15 protein-coding genes and 1 pseudogene are annotated in these 21228 nt (G+C 58.1%); 7 read left to right on the top strand and 9 right to left on the bottom strand.

What is annotated here, in order from left to right; all coding sequences use genetic code 11:
• Window positions 1-1384 precede the first annotated feature (1384 nt).
• Window positions 1385-2110, top strand: coding sequence for a helix-turn-helix transcriptional regulator (locus QRQ56_RS27285; protein ID WP_438744249.1), 726 nt, complete (start codon window positions 1385-1387; stop codon window positions 2108-2110).
• A gap of 661 nt (window positions 2111-2771) precedes the next feature.
• Here QRQ56_RS27285 and QRQ56_RS27280 read toward each other — a convergent pair.
• From QRQ56_RS27280 to QRQ56_RS27240, 9 genes and pseudogenes are all read right to left on the bottom strand, one after another.
• Window positions 2772-3507: pseudogene (locus tag QRQ56_RS27280) on the bottom strand (outer membrane protein).
• Between the two features lie 216 nt (window positions 3508-3723).
• On the bottom strand, window positions 3724-4038 hold the full coding sequence (locus tag QRQ56_RS27275; RefSeq protein ID WP_438744248.1) for a hypothetical protein: 315 nt from the start codon (window positions 4036-4038) through the stop codon (window positions 3724-3726).
• Between the two features lie 643 nt (window positions 4039-4681).
• Entirely contained in the window at window positions 4682-5026 is a 345-nt protein-coding gene (locus QRQ56_RS27270; protein ID WP_438744247.1) for a hypothetical protein, read from the bottom strand.
• Window positions 5027-5665: 639 nt separating this feature from the next.
• Window positions 5666-5953 carry a hypothetical protein gene (locus tag QRQ56_RS27265; RefSeq protein ID WP_438744246.1) on the bottom strand — a complete coding sequence of 96 codons (288 nt, stop codon included), beginning with the start codon at window positions 5951-5953 and terminating at the stop codon, window positions 5666-5668.
• 332 nt (window positions 5954-6285) lie between these two features.
• Window positions 6286-7314, bottom strand: a complete 1029-nt coding sequence (locus tag QRQ56_RS27260) for an LLM class flavin-dependent oxidoreductase (RefSeq protein WP_438744245.1) — start codon at window positions 7312-7314, stop codon at window positions 6286-6288.
• Window positions 7315-7531: 217 nt separating this feature from the next.
• Entirely contained in the window at window positions 7532-8608 is a 1077-nt protein-coding gene (gene hisC / locus QRQ56_RS27255) for a histidinol-phosphate transaminase (RefSeq protein ID WP_438744289.1), read from the bottom strand.
• 674 nt (window positions 8609-9282) lie between these two features.
• On the bottom strand, window positions 9283-10395 hold the full coding sequence (locus QRQ56_RS27250; RefSeq protein ID WP_438744243.1) for a branched-chain amino acid ABC transporter substrate-binding protein: 1113 nt from the start codon (window positions 10393-10395) through the stop codon (window positions 9283-9285).
• Window positions 10396-11046: 651 nt separating this feature from the next.
• The gene (locus tag QRQ56_RS27245; RefSeq protein WP_438744242.1) at window positions 11047-11766 is read right to left on the bottom strand and encodes a MerR family transcriptional regulator; all 720 of its coding nucleotides are present in this window, start codon (window positions 11764-11766) and stop codon (window positions 11047-11049) included.
• A 2621-nt stretch (window positions 11767-14387) separates the two neighbouring features.
• Window positions 14388-15332 carry a LysR family transcriptional regulator gene (locus QRQ56_RS27240; protein ID WP_438744241.1) on the bottom strand — a complete coding sequence of 315 codons (945 nt, stop codon included), beginning with the start codon at window positions 15330-15332 and terminating at the stop codon, window positions 14388-14390.
• A 477-nt stretch (window positions 15333-15809) separates the two neighbouring features.
• On the opposite strand from QRQ56_RS27240, the gene QRQ56_RS27235 reads away from it, so the two are divergent.
• From QRQ56_RS27235 to nodU, 6 genes are read left to right on the top strand one after another with little or no spacing between them, the layout of a single operon-like run.
• Complete coding sequence (locus QRQ56_RS27235; RefSeq protein WP_438744239.1) at window positions 15810-16190, top strand: response regulator transcription factor; 381 nt, start codon at window positions 15810-15812, stop codon at window positions 16188-16190.
• A complete protein-coding gene (locus tag QRQ56_RS27230) occupies window positions 16187-16819 on the top strand; it encodes a NodA family N-acyltransferase (RefSeq protein ID WP_085348247.1) in 633 nt (210 codons plus the stop codon). The genes QRQ56_RS27235 and QRQ56_RS27230 overlap by 4 nt, the downstream gene beginning before the upstream one ends.
• Window positions 16816-17475 carry a chitooligosaccharide deacetylase NodB gene (gene nodB, locus QRQ56_RS27225; protein WP_438744238.1) on the top strand — a complete coding sequence of 220 codons (660 nt, stop codon included), beginning with the start codon at window positions 16816-16818 and terminating at the stop codon, window positions 17473-17475. Before QRQ56_RS27230 ends, nodB begins: the two co-directional genes overlap by 4 nt.
• Before the next feature lie 14 nt (window positions 17476-17489).
• On the top strand, window positions 17490-18848 hold the full coding sequence (nodC, locus tag QRQ56_RS27220) for a chitooligosaccharide synthase NodC (RefSeq protein ID WP_317245128.1): 1359 nt from the start codon (window positions 17490-17492) through the stop codon (window positions 18846-18848).
• Between the two features lie 22 nt (window positions 18849-18870).
• Window positions 18871-19500 carry a nodulation methyltransferase NodS gene (nodS, locus tag QRQ56_RS27215; protein ID WP_438744237.1) on the top strand — a complete coding sequence of 210 codons (630 nt, stop codon included), beginning with the start codon at window positions 18871-18873 and terminating at the stop codon, window positions 19498-19500.
• A gap of 11 nt (window positions 19501-19511) precedes the next feature.
• The gene (gene nodU / locus QRQ56_RS27210) at window positions 19512-21224 is read left to right on the top strand and encodes a nodulation protein NodU (RefSeq protein ID WP_438744236.1); all 1713 of its coding nucleotides are present in this window, start codon (window positions 19512-19514) and stop codon (window positions 21222-21224) included.
• Window positions 21225-21228 lie beyond the last annotated feature (4 nt).

Genomic DNA, 21228 nt, shown 5'->3' with positions numbered 1-21228 from the left:
ACTGTGAATGGCAGTCTCGGACGAGCAGCGGAGGGTCGCGCACGCTCTACAGCCGCGTGCTCTCGCCCTTGGGAGAACGCCAGCTGCCGACGGAGTAGCCGGCGCGAGAACCGTGACAAAGATCAGAGCGAGAACAGCAAGTGCGACCGTCAGGTTATATCCGTCGTCAGCCAGCTTTGCACATCGCGGCCGGCAATGTCTCAGGTAGGCGAATCGAGCCACTAGTTGGCACAAACTTGCCGCTAGGTCCGATTCAAGCCTGTTAAGCGGCCTTGAATGGGATGTCATGCTTGCTGGATCGCTTCAGGACACTGTGTCAGAAGACCAACTCCCGAGTTAGGGTGTTCGGCTGTTGCAACTCGCGAGCAATCGGCGTCGCGTCCTTAAATATCACCCTTGCATCAGAGGTGCATAGCTCGAGTGTCCGCGCCGTCATCGGGCGTTATCTACCAAAATCCGTGCGCGCCGTTCCATATGGGAACATCTTTGCGAGTGCGGCGACTGAGAGCGATCGATGGGCTCCTCGAAAGCACGGCATCGCGCGCGTGATTCCTAAGAACGGCGCGTGACTATAGCGCGGCAATCTGGATGGGGAGCCGTATTGCCGGATCTAGCGATGTTCCCGGTGCATCTATTTTACTCCCTACCCAGGGGAGCGACGTAAGCCGGCCGCTCAACTAGCGGTCATCTCGAGCGCGCCGATGTCGCGCTGGGTCTTCGACCGAGCGCTTGCAAAGCCAACAGATCGGTGATTGGGCGTGGTCAAGGCCGCTAGCAGCCGAGGGCGCTCGCGCAACGCGCCAGCGTTAAGCTCGGTCGATCATCGGTCTACTTCACACCGCCGTTCGCTTCTCCAGCAGCGGCGGGCTTTCCGGCGATGTGTCGATCACGTGGGTGCTGCGTTTTCGCGCGAGCTAAACAACGCTGCGCTTGCTTGCTCGCTGAAGCCGGGAGGCTGGCCAAGGTCAAACATCTTAAGTCGGCCAGTCTCGCTGCAGGAGAATCTAATGCATTGCCGACATCGCAACGCTGTCGCACTTGCGACGAATGTCGCAATTGCGACAGCGATCGTTAAGCTGGCGGTAGAGCCGGTGTCCAAATTGCTTGTCACTGTGCGAGATTTCGCGAGCGCATTAGCTGGTACGACACTTGCTGGATCGCTTCAGGTCTGTCCGGAAAGAAGCACATGAACAGTCGCTCCATCAAGCGAGTATCCGACAGGGAGAAAGACCGCTCTGCAGCGCGTGACGAGAAGTGTGCTTGTCGCATTCGGTCAAGAACTTCGCAAGCAAGAGGAGCCCGAAGTGGCGCCGAAATCCGCTCAGACAAGTTCGGTCAAACCACGCAGTATTGGCCTGCCTAAGTTGGCGGCGCGAGGCGACAAATGGACTTATTTAGCTTCGTCGAATGTGCAAAACAAACAGGATCTCTCAAGGCGCTGTTCGATCTGCTTGTGAGCTGTTCGAGCGAACAGGGGTTCAGTCAAGTGGCTTACGGGTCACTGACCGACACGGGGCCGACTCGCCTGCCAGAGTATCTCCGGGCGACAGTGACGGTGAACTTTCCTTCCGATTGGTGCGAGCGCTATTCTGAACGCGGGTACAATGCCATTGACCCCGTGGTTCGGCGGACGACGATGCTATCGGCGCCATTTCTATGGGATCGACTCGCCGACCAACATCAATTGCAACCGGGCGAAACGCGTGTGTTGAATGAGGCCAGAGAGGCCGGCCTGAAGCATGGCGTGACCGTACCACTGCTTGGACCATTCGGACGGCTATCCGTCGTATCGTTTGCGTCCAGCTTCGACGATGCCGACCCTGAGCATCGTCTCAGTCATCTCAACGCATTGGCTTGGCAGTTTCATCATGCGTTTGCAGAGATCGCGCCTTCATCGGAGGGCAGATGCCAAATGCAAGTGGCTCTATCCGAACGAGAGAAGGACTGCCTCCGGTGGGTCGAACAGGGAAAATCATCTTGGGAAATCGGGGTGATTCTGAAGGTCAGCGAGAATACCGTCAACTTTCACCTCAAGAACGCAATGCGAAAGCTGGAGACGAACAGCCGTACCCACTGCGTCGTCAAGGCGATTCGCCTTGGTCTTATTTGAATTGATATATGCGACGCAGGGAAGCGAGCGACGTCATTTCTTGACAATAGCTGCGAGCGCGCTCACTCCGATATCGCCTTAGATGCAGCCGCTGTTGCCATAAATAGGCTGGCAAGTGTGCCGTCCCGATCGTCATCGGTAGACAAACGTATTCTGCCGATGGTCGTTGGTCGTGGGTCGAAAGCGGGAGAGGTTCACACGAAATCTGTTCGTCCGACGCGGGCTGACATGAGGGCGGACCATTCGCGGTGCGGTCAGAGTGATCTTCAGCGCAAGCGTAATCATTGGCGCGTAGCCCGACCCTTCGAGCCCGTGCTGCCGGCCCGCTCAAGGGATGGGCGCGATTCCCCTATTCTGCGGACGCGCTCTTTACGGGTTAGTCCCTTTGAACGCGAGGTCGAGTGGGCCCCAGAGCAAAAGAGGCCCGCTCAGCGCGACGTTGCCAACTCGAACAACAGCTTCGGAAGCCACGGGCCTCATCTGCCGTGTTCGTCATCCTCGCGTAAGTGAGGAGGGCGGAGATTGCGACGACTGGCGCAGGGAAACGACTTTCTCGGCAAGCGCGGTCTCCCGGAATCGCGTGTGCCTCCTTACACTAGGCGAACGAGTCAAAAAATGCCCGGCGGGCCGGGGGCTTTCGATCCGCCGATTGAACGATAGATCAACATTTGAGAAGAAACGGACCGCCGAACTTGTAATTGAGCCGTGCAGTCAGAAGATCCCAATCCTGGCGGACGCGATCGTTCCCACCAGCCGGTGCGGCGAAGTGCACCGTGGTAGGCTGAATGAATAGATAATCGTACTCGAGGCCAACCTACCAGTTCGGTGCGAAGCCGTACTCGATGCGAGCTCCAACGCGCCGCCCCAAAGAACGTGCTCGCTGTTTCCAAGCTGCGCGCCCGTGAGGGTCGAGCCTATCTGATAGACGTTGCTCGTGACTGCGGCGCTGCCTTTAGCATAAAGCAGTACGTTGTCGAACGTATAACCGATCTGCCCCGTTACCAGGCCGAAGGAATCAATCTTGGTCTGATTAACATCCGAAAACGCGACACTGACATTCTAGCCGGGCAAATCAACCCAATTCCCCTGGCCTTCAAGACCAAGCACGAGCTGGTCCATCTGCCATCGATAGCCGATCTGGCCGCCAACGGTCACGCCGGTCACATCATGACAGCCCTCGGGCGTGCCGCCATTGAAATCCATCAATTCGAGCTTGAGCTCAAGCCACCGTCCATCCCGATATAGTAACCGCTCCAGTCGTAGATTGCAGCCGCGACAGGCTGCGGAGCTTTGGTGTAGAGTGGCTGGACGGGCTGAGCAGCCAGACCCGCGCCGAATGCGGGCGCCACCGCGCAAAGCGCCACAATGCTTCCCATCGCAAGCAACAAGTTCTTCATTGTTACTCTCGTGTCTTGGGCGCCCCAAGCCTCGTGCGTCTTAACAGTGTCCGCGCCAATTGCCGTAACTGCATCGCAGCATTCGCGCCCAAAGGAATGTTCGAACCGAACGCTGGGTCAGGTTGCGGCATTTCAGGTCATCTCCAACTACGTCGCAATGCCCGGTCGCGTGCGAAGACAGCGAGCTCAGGTGTGGACGAAGGCCGGGATGCTGATTCAGCGGATGAAGCGTACCGCAAGCCAGATGACGCCCAGCCACACCGCAATCGAGAAGAGCAAAGCGCCTTGCAAAGTCCTCGCTCGTATCCTGTGGCGCCATCTAAGGAGCTGCGATGAGCAACCGGTGAAGCGACAACCACGTACAACAGCTATTACTTCATCGTAATCTGTGAACCGGAACTGCGAGCGATGCTTGCGAATATACGCCAGGCGCTCGGTGGGTGAGAGGCACTGTGCCCATACCTCCCATGCCTCATCATCAAAACACGTGCGGTTTTCAAGGACTTCGGCGAGGCGCTCGTCAGGCTTCATGATACATCCGCTGTACTGACCATCGCGGATCGAGTTCTAGGAAGGAAACCGCACCTTCGAAACCTCTCAGTTTAGGTAGGCTACCTCAGCGAATCGAAATCGACCAGCAACTATTGGTCACGGTCAGCGCAACGTCTCTCCTGACGCGAGATCAAAGCGACGTCGGGTGAGCGTTCTGGATCTCTCTTCTCGTAGGCTGACACAGCTCTGCAGATCAGTCGTGGAGCAGTCCACGCCGAGATCGTTGCAAGAAAGAAACTCGTGATAGGCATCGATGTGGTTTGGTCAGTGGTGCAATCTCCCGATGGAATCGTCCCACCCGCTGCGCAATCGGCGCACCGGCTGTTTGCGGGTCGGCAGGCTGCCAGCCGGTCGCATTGAAGTGCAAGGGGGGGCCGCACGCATCCTCTAAAACCGAGGGCCGGAATTGCGACTGTCGCCCTGATGGTGCCGGAGAAAGTGGCGCAGCCATGTTTCCCTCTTACTGACGAGACGAACTGTGATGAGAAAGACGCTGCTCTACGTGCACGGGTGACTTAACCGACGTCTTAAGCAGAATTCCACAAGGTGCTAGGCGAAACTCGAGTTGATCAGACGAGCACAGCCAGATGTCGCGGCAAGCGATTGATGAGCGGAGCATGCATCAATGCGGCTCGGGATGAGCGCTGGAGATACCGACTTCGCTACGAAGATGCTGAGTGCGGTGCGGTTCGCTGGACATGAACATTTTCATTGCAGAGTCGAGCGATCTGTATGCGCGGTCGCGGGCCGCCTGCGGCAAATCGGGAGTTGCATCAATTGCAGCGCGCGCGTCGATCAAGATCTTATCCTTTCCGGCAAGAAGTTTTGCGTCTAACATTACGTGAAGCGTCTCTCGAACGTCAGGTGGGATCGAGCTGTCGCCGTCGATCAATTCTCTAAGTTTCCAAAACATGCGCTCGACCGCTACCATCGACCCGAGGACTGACATCAGTTTTGGTGACATCATCGGCTATCTCCTTCTACAGCCAGATTCTGGCGAGCATCCAGCGAAATCAGAGTTGTTCCGTTTGACACCGGCGCGCGAGCCGACGCCTGAATAGGCGAATGACCTGGATAGTTTTACCGCAGCTACGGGGTGTGAGACGGACGTTCGAGTTCTGATCAGGGAAACTCGCAAGTATGCGATTTGCGAGCAAAGCATCTCTCTTCTTATGCTCCAGGTCGTGAGCGTGCGGTGGCTCACGTTCAAAACCGAGATGGAGCGTGTGCGCCGCGTTCCGTTTGCTACAAGACTTGCTGCAGCCGGAGTGGAACGTTTGGTGGCACGCGTCCGTGCTCTTTCGTTTGTTCACTCGGATCGCCCTGTTGAGGAGACCGAATCGACTGAGTGATCCCGCTCACGCAAAGATGATCATCCGATGTCCAAGTGCTCGGGGGGCCGACCCGTTTTGTGATTGCGTAGGGCATCGAGATCGAGCCTCGCGGTCTGGCGACGGTGTGTTGGTCGTGCGCCACATTGACCTCGCTAAATCTCTCGATTTTCCATTGGCTGTCCGGTCGAGCCCAGAGGAGATACCAACTTGAATGCATAGATCATTTCCATGTACCGCTCCGTATGTTGATCTATTCTCTCTTACTGTCCTCGTCACTGCACGGCTATGCTGTGCAAACCGTGCATTTTCACCCACCAGCGGCCACCGCGTTTCTCCGCACGCAACTTGCCGCGGCGGATCCGAGAGAGCACGGCCTCGGGGCTTATGTGATTCATAGCCGCGAACCGCTGAACACTGAGGTAGTCATCATCGAGAGGTGGCGGGGTGCTAATGCCGTGCGCAGCCAGCAGAATGCGCAGCGAAGCCAACTCCGCAAGCACGATCTCGAGCTTACGCGCGATCTCCTCCGTCTGGTTCGAGCGCCGCCGGAACTGCGTCACGACAGGCCCGACCGGGCAATAGGGCAGCACACCTTGAATTCGTGTGAAATGCGGTTGACGAACTGGCGCGCCAAAGCGGGATCAGCGTGAGCTAACTCACCTGTCCATGCCGGCCACTGTTCCGTTGATACCAACGCACGCAAAATTAGACTCAGGGCATTTACTGCCGTAAAGCGTCCTGTTTGGTAATGTAGTCGAACGGATCGCATACGCGTATTGGCCATTTGAAGATAAGAGCAGCCTGATCGATGCATTAGGCTGCGGTACTCATTGGCCTCGCTGTCGCCATTTATTGCCGGATCAAGGGCGAAGTTGGAACCGCTGGGTCACCGTCAGCGATCTGCCGCTATGAGCTCCGAGTGAATGGCATTTGCGGTGTCGAGGCAGGCATCCAGTGACAGAGATCCGAAGGCGAGCTGGCAAAGGAGATAGTTGGCGCCTGCCTCTTCCAAGTGATCGAGAAGAGTGTGGCGCACCGAAGCGCGCGTTCCGACAACGCACAGTTCACTCTCAATTGCAGCATCCAAGGTCAGCGGCAGGTTGGAAGGAGGCGGGATGTCATTGAGCTCGTACAGGAACTTAAAGCTTTTGAGCCATGTTTCGTAGGCAGGAGCGGCGAGGGAACGGGCCGCTGCTTCAGAGCTGGCAATCACGACCATGCGGAGCAACGCGAGAAATGGTGCTGAACTGTTGGCGTCACCCTCGGCGTTTTGATGAGCGCGATAGACATCGGTTATCTTACGAACGGCAGAAGAGGGGCCCATGCACGCGAGATTGGCCCCAATTGCCGCAGCCCAGCGGGCTGAATCTGGCCGATTTGTTGCAATCCACGTCGGGGGACAAGGATGCTGGTGAGGTGAAAGCGTCAAAGGGACGTTGCTCAGCGCAAAATGCTGCCCTTCGTATGTGAGCGGGCCGCCATTCATCGCGCCAACGAAGATTTGAGAAGCTTCTTCGTAACGGCTCGAGGCGACATCGGCTCCAACGCCAAAATAGCTCAGTTCGATCGGCAGAGAACCGCGACCAAGGCCGACCTCAACCCTGCCGCCGCTCAGGTGATCCAACATGCAGATCTCCTCAAATGCACGCAGCGGGTGATAGAGGTTGAGCAGCATGACCAAAGGACCGACGCGAAGTCGCCGTGTGCGTTGTATGACACTTGACAGAAACAAGTTCGGCGACGGACCCAGTCCATGGGGAGTGCAATGATGCTCCGCCAGATGATAGGCATAGAAGCCGAGCCGGTCGTAGGCCTCCGCTAGGGTAAGGCGGTCCGCGTATTGCCGTGCGATATCGCGGCCGTCCTCGTCAAGATGATCAAAGATGCCGCAGGTCAGATTTGAGGGAACCACGTTTCTCACTCAACTATCTCCTATATAGAGAGGACCGGAGTCCGCCGGGTTTTGGGAGTGCAAGAGGCGCTCGCTGGCAATGCGCTGTATTACTGCGAAGCCGTTCACAACGGGTTGTAATGCGGCGACTGGAGAACAAACTGGCTCGGGGCTGCCTCGCGAACTGCATCATGTGTGGGTCCGGATCGATTACGACAGACATCTGTGACATGAGTGGAAGGGACCATTAGCCACGACATCCCACTTTCTTAAGAATGCTGCCGACGGCGCCAAGAAACGCATCCATCTGGCGCTTTGTACCGATGCTAACCCGAATGCACTCTTCCAAGCCGGCATCCGGAAAGAAGGCAACAAGGACTCTCTGGTCGTGCAACGCCGCCTGCCACCATCTGCCACCCTGGCCTACCGGCACACGGGCGAGGAGGAAGTTCGCGTGGGAAGGCGTTACAGAGAACCCAAATTCAGAGAGGGCGGCCGTTACGCGCTGGCGCTCAAGCCTGACGTGGCGATGGTTCTCGTCATAGGCATCGCGATGCGCAAGGACGCTCATCCCCACGGCGTGAGCGACAACATTCATGTTGAAAACATTCTGCATGTTGCGAAGCCGCCCGATCAGCTCGTGATGGCCGAAACCGAAGCCGACGCGAATGCCAGCGGCGGAATAACTCTTGGAAAAGGTGCGCAGGACCAGCAGATTCGAGTGGCGCTCAACGAGGCGTAGGCCGTCCTCAGGTGCGAAATCGACGTAAGCTTCGTCCAGTACGATCAATCGGTCAGATCGTGAAACGAGGCGTTCGATCTCAGCGAGCGGAACAAACGATCCGGTCGGATTGTTCGGATTGGCCAGCAGAATGAACTTGGCATGTTTAGCCGAACCGAAAAGCAGCTCGTCCGTCGGCAAGCAGTCCGGTTCAGACCAGGGAATTTCAATGAAGCGGGCCCCTTGCAACATGGCAAGCTTGCGATTGAAGGAAAAACCCGGCGACATCATCGCAACGTCGTCGCCCGGGGCAAGAAAGGCTCTGTAAATTAGGCTGAGCAGTTCAGACGATCCATTGCCAGCCATCACGCGATCAGTTGCAATGCCATAGGCAGCTGCGGCCGCTTGCCTCAAGCTGACATTGTCGTCTTCTGGATAGCGGTATTGCAGCTCGAGAGCTGCAATTGCGCTTCGCATCACGACGCCTGGCAACGGAAACGGGTTCTCATTCGTGTTTAGTTTCACGCAATTGTTGTCGGTGGTGGGGCGCCCCGACGGTAGAGCATCCAGTTCGCGAGCCACCGGCGAGAGCGAGGAAAGCATAGTCTGCAACTTTGCATCCAAAGTGGTGTTCTCCCTTTTTGTCGACGAGAGTAGTTGAGGGCGTTCGGCGAGCCTACGTGGGTGCGTGCGCTTTCTTCGGACCCAAGAAGGGCGAGGCCTGCATGAATGTGAGTGTTGGGAGGCAGGCCTGGCTCTAAGGGCCGTACCGGAGCAGACTCCGTCTCAAGGCCCGACAGCGATCAGCACGGATCAGGCGTCCCACGGCGTTTTCCGAACCAGTACCTGTTTCCAGGAAAGACATGGAAGGCCACGTCCCTCGACCGAACACCGCAGCTAACGATTGGCTCGAGCCCGCGCAATCGGCAGACGGACTGCGCGTGAATGACATCGTTTCACGACGTACGTTTGTTCTAAAGAGGTCCTGACAGCTCACTCCCGAGAGCGAGGCGGGCATCAATTTCACTGGCTGGAAGAAGACACCGGTCTTCGTCGGCCTTACGAATGTGGATGTGATGCTCACTGCAGTGGCACCAGACGAATGGGAACGTACTCTTCGGGCGACCCTGCGGGCGCGCACGATAGCTGTGATAGCATTGCTGCGAGGGTGAGAAATGCTGCGACTGCGGCGATTGCGAGGCACGTGAGCAGCGCGTAATCGATATATCGAGGATGGTTCATCATTCGAACGCTCCGTACGGTGTTGGCACGGGCGGTTAGTTCTGCTCGACCGCTTCGACGGTATTGTCGCGCCAGCGGTACACGATGAAGCCAGGAGCGGCATTGTCTCCCTTGGAGTCGAATGCAACAGTGCCGATAGCCGTGTCGATTGACTCGGAGCGGACGGCCGCAGCGACCCGCGTGGCATCTAAGGTGCCGGCCCGTTTGACGGAGTCGGCCCATGCTTGAACCGCGGCATAAGCGTAGAGCGTGTAACCTGCGGCGGTTAGGCTCGAACCCTTGAGCTTGGCGACCGCAGCTGCGCCTGCAGCATTCTTCGTCGGATCCGGCATAAAGGTAAAGAGCGTGCCGTTCGCGGCCTCGCCGGCAATGGCCAAAAAGTCGGTTGTCATCAGAGGATCGTTGGCGATCACGGTCAGACGTGCGCTCGCCTCCGCGGCTTGACGCACGATCAGGCCGATCTCGTTGTAATAGCCGCCGATATAGACGAGCTGGATCCCCTCTCTCTTCAGTCGCGAAACGAGAGCGGTGTAATCCTTCTCGCCTGCAACATAGCTTTGTCGAACGGGATGCTCGCCGGCTGCACGAAGGCGCGATTCAACGATATCGGCGATACCCCTGCCTGCTGTGCTCTTGTCGTCGAGGACTGCGAGCTTTGCGCCTTGGTGGTGCCGGACGATGTAATCGGCCGCAACCCTGCCTTGTTGGTCATCGCGGCCGCAAATCCGAAAAAGCGTGGCTAGGCCGCGCTCTGTCAGACGCGGATTCGTCGAGCCGGGTGAAATCTGAATTACCTCGGCTTCGGCGTATATGTCTGAAGCCGGAATCGACGAAGATGAACAGAAGTGACCAACGACGAGCTTGATCCCGTCACTTGTCAGGCGATTAGCAACAGCGACGGCCTGCTTGGGATCGCATGCATCGTCCGCGATCTTCAATATGAGCCTTGTGTCAGGCAGCAGACCCGAAGCATTTATCGAATCTACAGCTGCGGCCGCTCCATCGCGTATCTGCGCGCCGAGCGCCGCAGTGCTTCCCGTCATTGGACTGGCTATGGCAATGTAAACATCTTCTGCCTTGCCGCTCGAGCTCAGGGCCAAAGAAAGGAGCGCAGCAGCTGCAAGCCTGTGAACGCGAAGGACCGACATGTAGGGCTCCCGATGTCTCGCGCTCCGACTTGCTCTGCTTCGCCATCCTGGTATGACGGCGACCAACAATCCGGCGCAATGATGTTTGAGTCGAACTCAGGTTGGGTACGGATGGGCTCAGGTTGTTGCCAGGTTGGGCATAAGCATCGGGCGGACACGGACGAATGGACGTTCCGAAACTAGTCAGGAGAAGCGGTCTAAGGCTGACAGCACCAATATCGAACATCCCGCCGATACCCGGTACTCGCGCCAATCTTCCGTGCTCGACAGACGTGTGCCGAGGAGACGCTTGGACGGAGCGGGACGATCATCGAGCGACGGGTTCTCGTGGAGAACTCTCACCGAGAACGTCCGTAAGTGGTGCCGATCATCGGAGTCTCCCTTAATTTAGCCGACGCTCTGTCCGTCGCCCCGCTGCTGCGTCGATGCTTTTAGAAGGTACAATGTGACGCTACGTACGAATCAAGTACTTTGAAGCGTGCTCGTCGAGGTTGATTGCCAAAGATCCGCAGAGCGAAACTCCAAATAGTGGGACAACGCAGCTTTGGAGGCGAACTGCTAGGGACCAAACGATCCTGGCTCAGACAAGGATCACCATGAGCTCATTGGGTTTGGCGACATTCCAGTGGGAGGGCGTCGCAACGGGTGCGCTCAATTCTTTCCCAGCTGGTCCTCCAGCGCGGCGAGGGCGAGATCGAGGTATCGCATGAGGCTCGCATCCCAGCCGGCGAGATTGTGTGGTTCGGTCAATCGCGTCAGCACCTTAAGTATCATCGAGACAGTCGAATCAACTCCTGCGATCTCAGTCAGCAGCGAACGGGCCTGTCGGGCGATTGCATTTGCCCGCTCGCAGCACGGAGGCTCACCCTGGTCCATGCAGCTTCGCAGCTCGTCCCGAATCTTTCGCCACCGATCTTCGCGGCTAGCGTTAGAGGCGCACGTGCAGATGGCAGAGGGGGTACGCTCCTCAATCCGCGACATGGCATCTAGTGTGGCCGGCAGCTCGTCGACACTGACTTCTGTCTCACCTTGCGTCGTCATAGTGCGCAATCGATCCCGTAATAATGTCGCCCGCGCGACTTGAAGCTCAATCCGCTCCAGATGGTTTCGCAACAGGTCTGTGAGAGATGTGCGCCCTTCGATGGCCTTGCGGATCTCAGGAAGCGAGAAGCCGAGCTCACGTAGAGCGCGAATCTGGGAGACGCGTTGTAGGCTTTCCCGATCGTACATGCGGTGACCGCCACAGGTACGTTCCGACACCGTCAATAACCCGGTATGTTCGTAATGATGCAGAGTGCGTACGGTTACACCGGTCGCCTCTGCAAGTTCTCCAATGCGCCATCGGCGCCGTCGTTGTATCGCGTTTGTCATGATCCTCAATTTGCAAGCCTACAACCTGACGTCACGTGAGAATCAAGTTATTTCAATGATCTAGATGATGCGTCTCTTGCTGCGGGCCCCAGAAGGACCGAGCGCATGCCGTTGCTCAAGCGGCCGAGTCAAGTGCAAGCATCAAGTGCGCGAGCGACGCCAATTCATCCCTCGCTGCGCGTTGCATGACAAGTCTGGCGATCGCCACGCGATTCTCGCTGGTTCGCATGCATGCCGGCAAAGACGCGATTGCTTGATCGAACAGCCTTCCCAAGCTCGCGAGATCATCCGGATCGTAGACTCCGCTCGGCTTATCCAACAGAAAGCTCCCTTGATGATTGCACTCGCGCCGCACGTGACGAAGCCGTTTGGCTGTGGTGGGGCAAAAAGGAGACGGAGCGGCGACGTGTGCGAAAGAATGTGACGGGTGCGTCAACCTGGTGCCGTTGTGCAACACGGCGTTTGCTTCCCTTTTGCCCAAGAGCGCACTAACCGAAACTGTACAATATCTCCTCGATCCTGCAGCAGCGGTGGCTATTTGCTGCCTGATCATCGGGAGAAGCGAAAGCATGTGCGTGGCAACCCGCTGAGACACGGCCTCCCGAAACGGGAAGCCCAGACACAGCACTGATCTGACCAGATGGCTCTTTTTCAGTCGCAATCCTTGCTGTGACGTCAATCACCTAGGCGCGCGGTGCGGTTGATTGGGTTGATTATCGTAGATCAGTCGCGCGATCACGTGCGCGGCGCGGCGCGGCGGCCGGCTCGGCGCCTAACAGCTTTTTCGACCGTCGGCTAGCCCTGTTGTGTTGGCACTGTGGGCTCGAAGGCGTCGCTCGCGCGATTGCTCCCAGCTTTTGAGTGCCGGAAGATGATGGCTGCTCTTCAACGACGCAGGTCCGCCGCCGTAAACGTCGGGAGAATGAGGGAAGGCGGAGCTCAAGACCAGTCCTGAAGACATCATCTCAACGCAGGCGCATCTGAAGCGCCTGGCAAAACGTTGCTCCCAATTTAAGGACCGGGTCTCGAACAATCGTGCCATATCCCTTGCATGTGGCGGCACTCAAAACGCGTCTACGGCCGCCCCAGGTGCCGCGCGCTCACGCCCGGGGAAAGCCTTGGCATAACTAATACAGCAATAACTTGCGTGTTTAGGCGTGCGCCGGCTCGGTGTCGGAGCGCAGTACATCGGACGGCCCTCGGCAGATGTAATCCCCCCGAAGTGCAAGGATCCCTAGCGACACTGCCTTTGCAGAATCACTTGGCAAGCCTTTGGTAGCCTCGCTATACGGGTCCGCAATAGCAAAGCAGAGATGCTGTAGCTTGGTGGAGGAGTTTAATGCGCGTCTTAAGACCGTGCTCAAGTCAAAGCGACTCCCCAGATCGGGGGGGCAGCGTCTGGCGGATTCGCCGTAAGGATCCCATCGAACATAAGGCTCGACGGCGAGCTGTCGCGGTATTGGCTTGCTCGTCCGGCCGCTCACTCACTCAATTCCAGCCTCTAACAGTATCGCTTTCGCATGCGCGCTGGACATCGATGCTTCGGGTAAGATAGGCAAATCATCTTGCCGCAGCAAAGGAGCCCTGCGGGGCCAGCGGTGCGAGGCAGCAGCTCGAGATGGACGGCGGTGGCGCGGTGTGAGTCACGCCGCGATCTTCGAAAAACGCGATTGTCGCGACATCGGAAAGAAGGACCCGGCACTGATCATCCGATTTGGCTGGGGATGTCGGCCGAAATGATCGAAAGCTGGAGGAGGAGCAGGCTTGGCGAGTGGGAGCGGCGAGCGCTTACGCGGCCGCACCTTGGCACAGTTGCGGTCCTCTCATCATGAACACTCCTCACCGCAACACGCGCGCAGCCGGATAAGTGCCGCCAGCTGATGTCACTTGATCCGGGTTGATCCTGCGGTCTGCAAGCTTGCAGTTGCACTCGATCACGCGGCATCGCGCGCATCGAGAGGAAGATAAGCACCGTCGAGAGAGGAAGTGTTCCGAATTTCCATTGTGACATTGTGCAAAGACACGCAGTCTTCCCTGCCCATGCGGGTTTGCGCGAGCTGACGGTTGGCTTTGGGGGGGGGGCCGATCGTGGGCGGCGTTTGCGTTCAGCTTTCATGTTGATTCGACGCGAACGAAGCGCCCCTGCCGGTCATCAGCCATTTGTATCTAGTGGAGCGCTTCGGGACTAACTCCATCGCTGTTGAAGGCAATGAGATGCACCAGTTCAGGCAAACAACGATGCGGGTTCGCTACCAGGTGAAGCGTGCAACCTCGATCGCAGGTGCTGGCCTTGAACCTGACGCGGCGTGCGATTCAAGCGGGTTGGTGCTGAAGCCGAACATTGTTCGCCGGACAGGCCACATATTTTTTGCGTACTCTGAAGCTGGCGCATGCACCTGTGATGCGGTCCCCTCCGAACCAGCGGAAAGTCCTTAGCCGCCAAGCGAGCTGTGTGATGCGCAGGATCGTCACTGCACCGCGAGTCAATCGGCTGCGATCCGACCAAACTACGCTTAACTCCGCTTTTTTTCACTATGCCACACGTCAATCAGAGGACCGAGGGGTTCGGGCCTGGCGTAAGTCCGGTTAGCGGGAGCAGGCCGCAACCGGCCCGAACAGTCCTAGGACGGGCCGTGACAATGGCTGATCTCGGACGGAGAGACCATCGTGGATGCCTGCTGCATGAATATGTTGCGCAACCACATGCTTGCAGGATCAGTATTATGGATGGCGGGCCATTGGACGGCCTCTGTGAATGTGAGAAGTCGCAGCGGAGGTTCGACGACCCTCAGCGGCATCGTGGATGCGAAATGGCTGACCAATCTTGAGGGCATGCTCGCTATACGATTGGTGCCCAATAACATAGGCGGGATCATACCAAAACCCTGCACCGCGACCTCGGTGCGTATCTTGAAACCATGCTCGAGCAAGAGCCATTCGTGGAAGGAGGGCCTCAGGGAGCGCCCGAACTGGGCTTCCACGTGCCCGATCGAGATGTATTTCTCGAACGTGAGACGCGATGCTAGCTGCTTGTTCATGGGGCAGCCCACGCAGACGAAAGTGTCCTCGAACAGAGCCGCCTTCGGATGCGCGCTCGACATGAACATCTGCGGATACATGAGAAAATCGACTTCACCGCGCCGGAGAAGCTCATCAGGTTCCTCTGCGGGCGGCAGCAACTCGAAACTGATTGTTGGTGCTTCCCGCGCGACGCGGTCCACGACCCCTCGAAGAAACACGACGGTCATGAAGTCGGACAGGATGATTCTAAATCGCCGATTCGATTGAGACGGATCGAAGCCGTCTGGAGAAATAATGGAGTGCTGAATGTGAGCGAGAGCCTCGCGAATCGGGGCTGCGAGCGCTTCAGCCCGCGGCGTTGGGACAAGCTTCCGTCCTTTCATGGTGAATAGCTCATCGCGAAAGTAAGTGCGAAGCCGCGCGACGGCGGCACTCATGGCAGGTTGACTGAGATTGATGCTTCTTGCCGCCGTAGTGAGATTGCCTTGCGTCACCAGGGCGTCGAACGCGACGAGGAGATTCAGATCAAGGCCCTTGAAACGCATAATCCGGAGCGATCCACGCTGTGAATGTGTTCTATCGATATAATCGATTTTACCATTTGTACCGAATGAGGATAGCAAACGATAGTTTAGCGAGATGTCAGATCCATCAGAATGGTTAGAAATCGTTGCGCGTCTCAGCCCCGCGCTAGGTATCAATCAAGACGTCTCGATCGTGGGGTCGCAGTTTCGCGCGTGTTGCGCAAGCCATATCGCCGTGAGCTAGCACGATCGGAATCCGCAAAGTTGAGTGGGCGTATACGACGAGCAAACCATCGTATGGCTTCGCCAACCCATTCTATATCCACCGTGTACCGCCGTAGAATTGAGCGAACCCTCAACCTGGCCGTAGATTGCCGTCCGGTCGCACCCCTCCGGTTGCGGGTGCCAAATGTGCCTTGGTCGCATCCGATTGGATTGCGTCCTTGCGACGGTGAAATCGTGCGGAACATGCAAGCGAAGGCGTCCTTGGCGAATCTGATGAAAGTTGCGCACACGCGCGATGGGGTCGCGATTGTGAATGCAGATCAATCAGTGCGTGAAGATCTGACGGATATGGTGTTTTCCGCAGGTTACGTGCCTGAACCATTCGAGAGCGCAGAGGGGTTCTCGAAATCAGACCGCCGTTCGATCACGTCGTGCTTGATCGCGGACATGCACTCGAGCGCGATGAGTGGCCTCGAGCTCTTCGATCATCTGGTTGCATCCGGAGGCGCGATTCCCACCGTTCTGCTCACAGGCCATTCCGAACACGATGTGAGGCGAGGCCCTGGACTCCAGTTCATGAGCAAGCCTTTCGAAGGTAGCGAACTGCTGGCCTGCGTCAGGAGCCAGATAGCGAACAGGAATGACGCCCTATGAACATGATCGTGCCCGAATCCACCCGAGGTGTTTCGGCGCGCCCTCCAGTCCGTTGGAGGTTGTGCTGGGAGAATGACCTTGAACTTGCTGACCATATTGAATTATCCGACTTCTTCCGGAAGACCTATGGTCCGACCGGGGAATTCAATGCAAAGCCCTTTGAAGGTCATCGAAGCTGGGCCGGCGCAAGGCCTGAAATTCGGGCAATCGGCTACGATGATCGTGGCATTGCGATTCACATCGCGGCACTACGCCGCTTCATAAAAATTGGCCAGACCGATCTGCTCGTGGCTGAACTCGGATTGTACGGGGTTCGCCCGGATCTGGAGGGGCTTGGAATAACCCACTCGATCCGAGTGATGTATCCCGTATTGCGAGATCTTGGCGTGCCGTTCGGCTTTGGCACGGTCCGAGCTGCCCTGCAGAAACATATTACCAGGCTGCTCGGGCGACAGGGATTGGCGACTGTTCTGCCAGGGCTTCGCGTCCGGTCCGCTCGTCCGGACATCTACCTCACTGTGCCTCCGACGCGTGTGGAAGACGTGGTCGGCCTCGTTCTGCCGATTGCGAGACCCATGAGCGAATGGCCGGCGGGTGACACGATCGAACGGAACGGGCCAGAACTGTGAGGTCCACAAACGATGCGACTGAAGCGCGGCGCGACTACGCCGAGGCCGGCGGAGAGCCTTGCGTCTATCTGAGCTTTGATGATGGTCCCAACCCGCTTTGCACGCCGGCTATCCTGGATGTGCTGGCGCAGCATCGGACGCCCGCCACCTTCTGCGTGATCGGTGCATACGCGGCGGGCCAGCCGCAGCTGATCCAGCGCATGATTGCAGAAGGGCACGAGGTCGCAAACCACACAATGACGCACCCGGAATTGGCCAAATGCATGCTGGATGAGGTGGAATACGAGATCCTCACGACGAACAAGGTCATCGGAATGGCCTGCCCCGGAGCCTCTGTGCGGCACATGCGTGCGCCGTACGGAATCTGGAGCAAGGAGGTCTTCGCCGCGTCGGCGAAGGCCGAACTGGCAGCCCTGCACTGGTCAGTCGATCCGCAAGATTGGGCTCGTCCCGGCGTCGAGGCGATTATTGCCGCAGTGTTGGCCTCGGTCAGGCCAGGCGCAATCGTGCTCCTGCACGACGGCTGCCCTCCCGACGAGTTGGGACGCTGCCCTCATGCTGGTCGGCGCGACCAGACCGTGACGGCGCTCGCCCAACTCATTCCAGCACTGCATGACCGTGGATTTGCAATCCGGTCGCTTCCTCAACCTCACTGAATAGATCGATTCCCATGAGCCTGCTTGCCACCATCAGCACCGCTGCTGTTGCCTCCTACGCGTTGCTCTCCAGCGTCCACAAGAGCGCGCAGGCGCTTTATGCGCTGCGAAGCGACGCTCCACTGCCGCCGTACGACCCGGTCGACGCCGATGCTCTGCCTAGCGTCGATGTCATCGTGCCCTGCTTCAACGAGGACCCGCGCACGCTGGCGGCCTGCCTGAAGTCTATCGCAAGTCAGGATTACCCAGGGCGATTGCAGGTCTACGTGGTCGACGACGGCTCTGCAAATGTCGGCGCAGTGGCCGCGGTCCACGCGAGCTACGCGTATGACCCGAGATTCACCATCATTCTGCTGCCAAGCAATGTTGGAAAACGCAAGGCGCAGATCGCAGCGATTCGCCGCTCATTCGGCGATCTCGTGCTTAACGTCGACTCCGACACGGAAATCGACAGCGACGTGGTCAGCAAGCTCGTGCGCAAGATGCAGGATCCAGCCGTCGGCGCGGCCATGGGCCAATTGAAGGCCAGCAACCGAAACGACAGCTGGCTGACCCGATTGATCGACATGGAGTACTGGTTGGCTTGCAACGAGGAGCGCGCCGCGCAGACGCGGTTTGGTGCCGTCATGTGCTGCTGTGGGCCGTGCGCCATGTACCGGCGCTCCGCGCTGCTGTTGCTGCTCGAGCAATACGAGACGCAGTTCTTCCGGGGAAAACCCAGCGACTTCGGTGAGGACCGTCATCTGACCATCCTCATGCTCAAGGCAGGGTTCCGAACGGAGTACGTTCCGGACGCCATCGCCGCCACGGTGGTCCCGGACACGCTCTTGCCGTATCTGCGCCAACAGCTCCGCTGGGCGCGCAGCACCTACCGCGACACCCTGCTCGGTTTGCACCTGCTGCCCGGCCTCGACCGCTACCTCACGCTGGACGTGGTTGGACAGAACCTCGGCCCGCTGCTGCTCGCCATCTCATCGATTGCCGCGCTCGCTCAGCTCGCGCTCACGGGCTCCGTGCCCTGGTGGACCGGTCTGACCATCGTCGCGATGACCATGATTCGATGCAGCGTGGCAGCCCTGCGCGCCGGCGAGCTTCGATTTCTCGGCTTCTCGCTGCACACCCCGATCAACATCTTCCTCCTGCTCCCGATGAAAGCCTATGCGCTCTGTACCTTGAGCAACAGCGATTGGCTCTCGCGCAAAATAGCGAAATCACCAGACGTTGATGAATCGAAGGCCTCGACCGAAGACGCGACAACTGGACCAAGCCTTAACCCCGGATTGGAAATGCCTGGCGCAATTCGCAGGGCAGGTCTTTCGCGCGCTCCATCACAGCTGATCGCGCCGGATGGCATTGCGGCCGAGACTGAGTGAGCAGCTTGTAGGAGATTAGGTCGTGAACGTGCATCAGACATATCAATCGTTGGAACGGGAGCTGTCTAATGAGGATCCGTGGCGGCTCGACGATAATCCGTTCGAACGTGAGCGTCACACCCAATTGCTGCGGCTGTCGCTGTCGAACAGCGCCGTCTCAAATGGCCTCGAAATCGGGTGCGCGGCCGGTGCGTTTACAGAGAAGCTTGCTCCTCACTGCAAACGGCTCACGGTCATCGATGTTATGCCGCGAGCGATCGGTCGAGCGGTCCAGCGGACCAAGAGGTGGTCGCATATCAGCTGGGCGGCGACTGACATTCTGCAGTTCTCGGCCGCAGAGCGGTTCGATCTGATCGTGGTCGCCGAAGTTCTCTATTATCTCGAAGACATGACACAAATGCGTACTGCAGCCGACAACATGGTCAAGATGCTTGCTCCGGGTGGTCATCTGGTCTTCGGATCTGCACGTGATGCGACCTGCAAGCGATGGGGGCATGTCGCTGGCGCCGAGACGGTCATCACGATTTTGACTGAAGCGCTCATTGAGGTCGAACGCGTGCAGTGCCAGGGGCAGTCGGCTGACGAAGACTGCCTTTTGGTCCGCTTTCGGAATCCGGAGCCATCTTCGATCCCACCCAACGGCCAAGGCTGAGAGGAGCCACTATGCGTATCTGCGGTATCAAGTTGACGCATGATGGGGCCGTCGCTCTGATTGAGGACGGGCGAGTGGTGTTCTGCGTCGAGCAGGAGAAGCTGAACAATAATCCGCGTTATCAAACCATCGACAACCTGGATTCCGTTGTTAGCGCCTTGGCGGAGCACGGGCTCGATCCGAGCGATGTCGATCAGTTCGTCATTGATGGTTGGGATGGAGAGTTCGAATCCCAGTTTGAAGTTCTTAGTGGGACGACGACCGTCAAGCTCAAGGGCGCGCCGTATATCGAACGCCAAGGCGATAGCCCTCTCGCATCCCGCGATCGCATCGGCCTTATGCTTGATGGGAAACTGTATCCCTATCAAAGCTATCCGCATGTCACCGGGCACGTAGCATCCGCATACTGCACCAGCTCGTTTGCCAAATCCGCACAATCTGCTTTCTGCTTGGTGTGGGACGGCTGCATGTTTCCGCGCCTCTACTATGTCGAGCCGCACGGGATTCGGTTCATCGAGTGCCTGTTTCCGATGATAGGCCACGCCTATGCGACGGCAGGACATCACTTTGGACCTTACAGGCGGGCGGACCGGACCAGCTGGGATCTCGGCATCGCCGGCAAGCTGATGGCCTATATCGCACTGGGAGCTCCCGACGAGGAGATTATTGCGACGTTTCAGGAGCTTTATCACGCGCACTTTGCCACGGATGCTGAGGGCGCTTGTCATAAGCTTGCACAGATCAACAGCTCACTATCACCACTTGAAGCTCTGCACGACTTCTTCGATGCGTGCGCACTGCGATTGAAGGCCAAGCAGGCCGAAGACATCCTTGCGTCATTTCACGTTTTTCTAGAGCGCCTGCTGGTTCGCACAATTGCTGATGTTGTGCAGCGACATTCGGATCTTGCGGGGGGGCGTAACCTCTGCATAGCCGGCGGCTGTGGCCTGAATATCAAGTGGAATAGTGCATTTCGTGCGACCGGTCTGTTCGACCACGTGTGGGTGCCGCCCTTTCCGAACGACAGCGGCTCAGCGATCGGTGCTGCTTGCTCTGCACTGGCGGCACAGCAAGGCTTTAGAGCTCTGGAATGGACGGTCTACAGTGGACCGGCCGTTCGTCCCAGCGAAGTCCCGCCCGGATGGGACGGCGCGCCCTGCACTATGGGCGAACTTGCGGCAATCCTCGCGAGTGACAAGCCCGTGATCTTCCTTGCCGGGCGTGCCGAGCTCGGACCACGTGCGTTGGGTGGCAGAAGCATTCTCGCGGCTGCGAGCTGGGAGGGAATGAAAGACCATCTCAACGACGTCAAGCTTCGAGAGCATTTCAGGCCGGTAGCGCCGATATGCCTGGAGGATCGTGCGGCGGAGATTTTTAGCCCCGGAATACCCGATCCGTACATGCTGTTCGATCACCAGACGCGACCGGAATGGCGGGACAAAATTCCCGCCGTCGTGCATCTCGATGGATCTGCTCGCCTACAGACGGTTTCCAGAACATCTCAGCATAAAGTGGTCGAGCTTCTCATCGCGTACGAAAAGCTCACAGCCATTCCGCTGCTTTGCAATACCAGCGCCAATCTGCATGGACGCGGCTTTTTCCCGGATGCTGCCGCCGCGTGCCAGTGGGGACGCGTCGATCACGTGTGGTGTGACGGCCTGCTTTGGACGAAAAAGCACGCGACCAAGGACGCGGTGCGAACAACGTCCGTCGCGATCGCGTAAGCAA

Origin of the sequence: Bradyrhizobium sp. U531 (genome assembly GCF_051710265.1) — a bacterium.
GTDB lineage: Bacteria > Pseudomonadota > Alphaproteobacteria > Rhizobiales > Xanthobacteraceae > Bradyrhizobium.
Note: the sequence above shows the minus strand (reverse complement) of the source record. Positions and strands in the feature narration are given on the sequence as shown.

What these genes read in the sequence shown, in the direction of transcription:
- QRQ56_RS27285 (WP_438744249.1), top strand. Translation starts at nt 1,385, where the DNA reads ATGGACTTATTTAGCTTCGTCGAATGTGCAAAACAAACAGGATCTCTC.
- QRQ56_RS27275 (WP_438744248.1), bottom strand. Translation starts at nt 4,038, where the DNA reads ATGAAGCCTGACGAGCGCCTCGCCGAAGTCCTTGAAAACCGCACGTGT.
- QRQ56_RS27270 (WP_438744247.1), bottom strand. Translation starts at nt 5,026, where the DNA reads ATGATGTCACCAAAACTGATGTCAGTCCTCGGGTCGATGGTAGCGGTC.
- hisC (WP_438744289.1), bottom strand. Translation starts at nt 8,608, where the DNA reads ATGCTTTCCTCGCTCTCGCCGGTGGCTCGCGAACTGGATGCTCTACCG.
- QRQ56_RS27250 (WP_438744243.1), bottom strand. Translation starts at nt 10,395, where the DNA reads ATGTCGGTCCTTCGCGTTCACAGGCTTGCAGCTGCTGCGCTCCTTTCT.
- QRQ56_RS27245 (WP_438744242.1), bottom strand. Translation starts at nt 11,766, where the DNA reads ATGACAAACGCGATACAACGACGGCGCCGATGGCGCATTGGAGAACTT.
- QRQ56_RS27240 (WP_438744241.1), bottom strand. Translation starts at nt 15,332, where the DNA reads ATGCGTTTCAAGGGCCTTGATCTGAATCTCCTCGTCGCGTTCGACGCC.
- QRQ56_RS27235 (WP_438744239.1), top strand. Translation starts at nt 15,810, where the DNA reads ATGAAAGTTGCGCACACGCGCGATGGGGTCGCGATTGTGAATGCAGAT.
- QRQ56_RS27230 (WP_085348247.1), top strand. Translation starts at nt 16,187, where the DNA reads ATGAACATGATCGTGCCCGAATCCACCCGAGGTGTTTCGGCGCGCCCT.
- nodC (WP_317245128.1), top strand. Translation starts at nt 17,490, where the DNA reads ATGAGCCTGCTTGCCACCATCAGCACCGCTGCTGTTGCCTCCTACGCG.
- nodU (WP_438744236.1), top strand. Translation starts at nt 19,512, where the DNA reads ATGCGTATCTGCGGTATCAAGTTGACGCATGATGGGGCCGTCGCTCTG.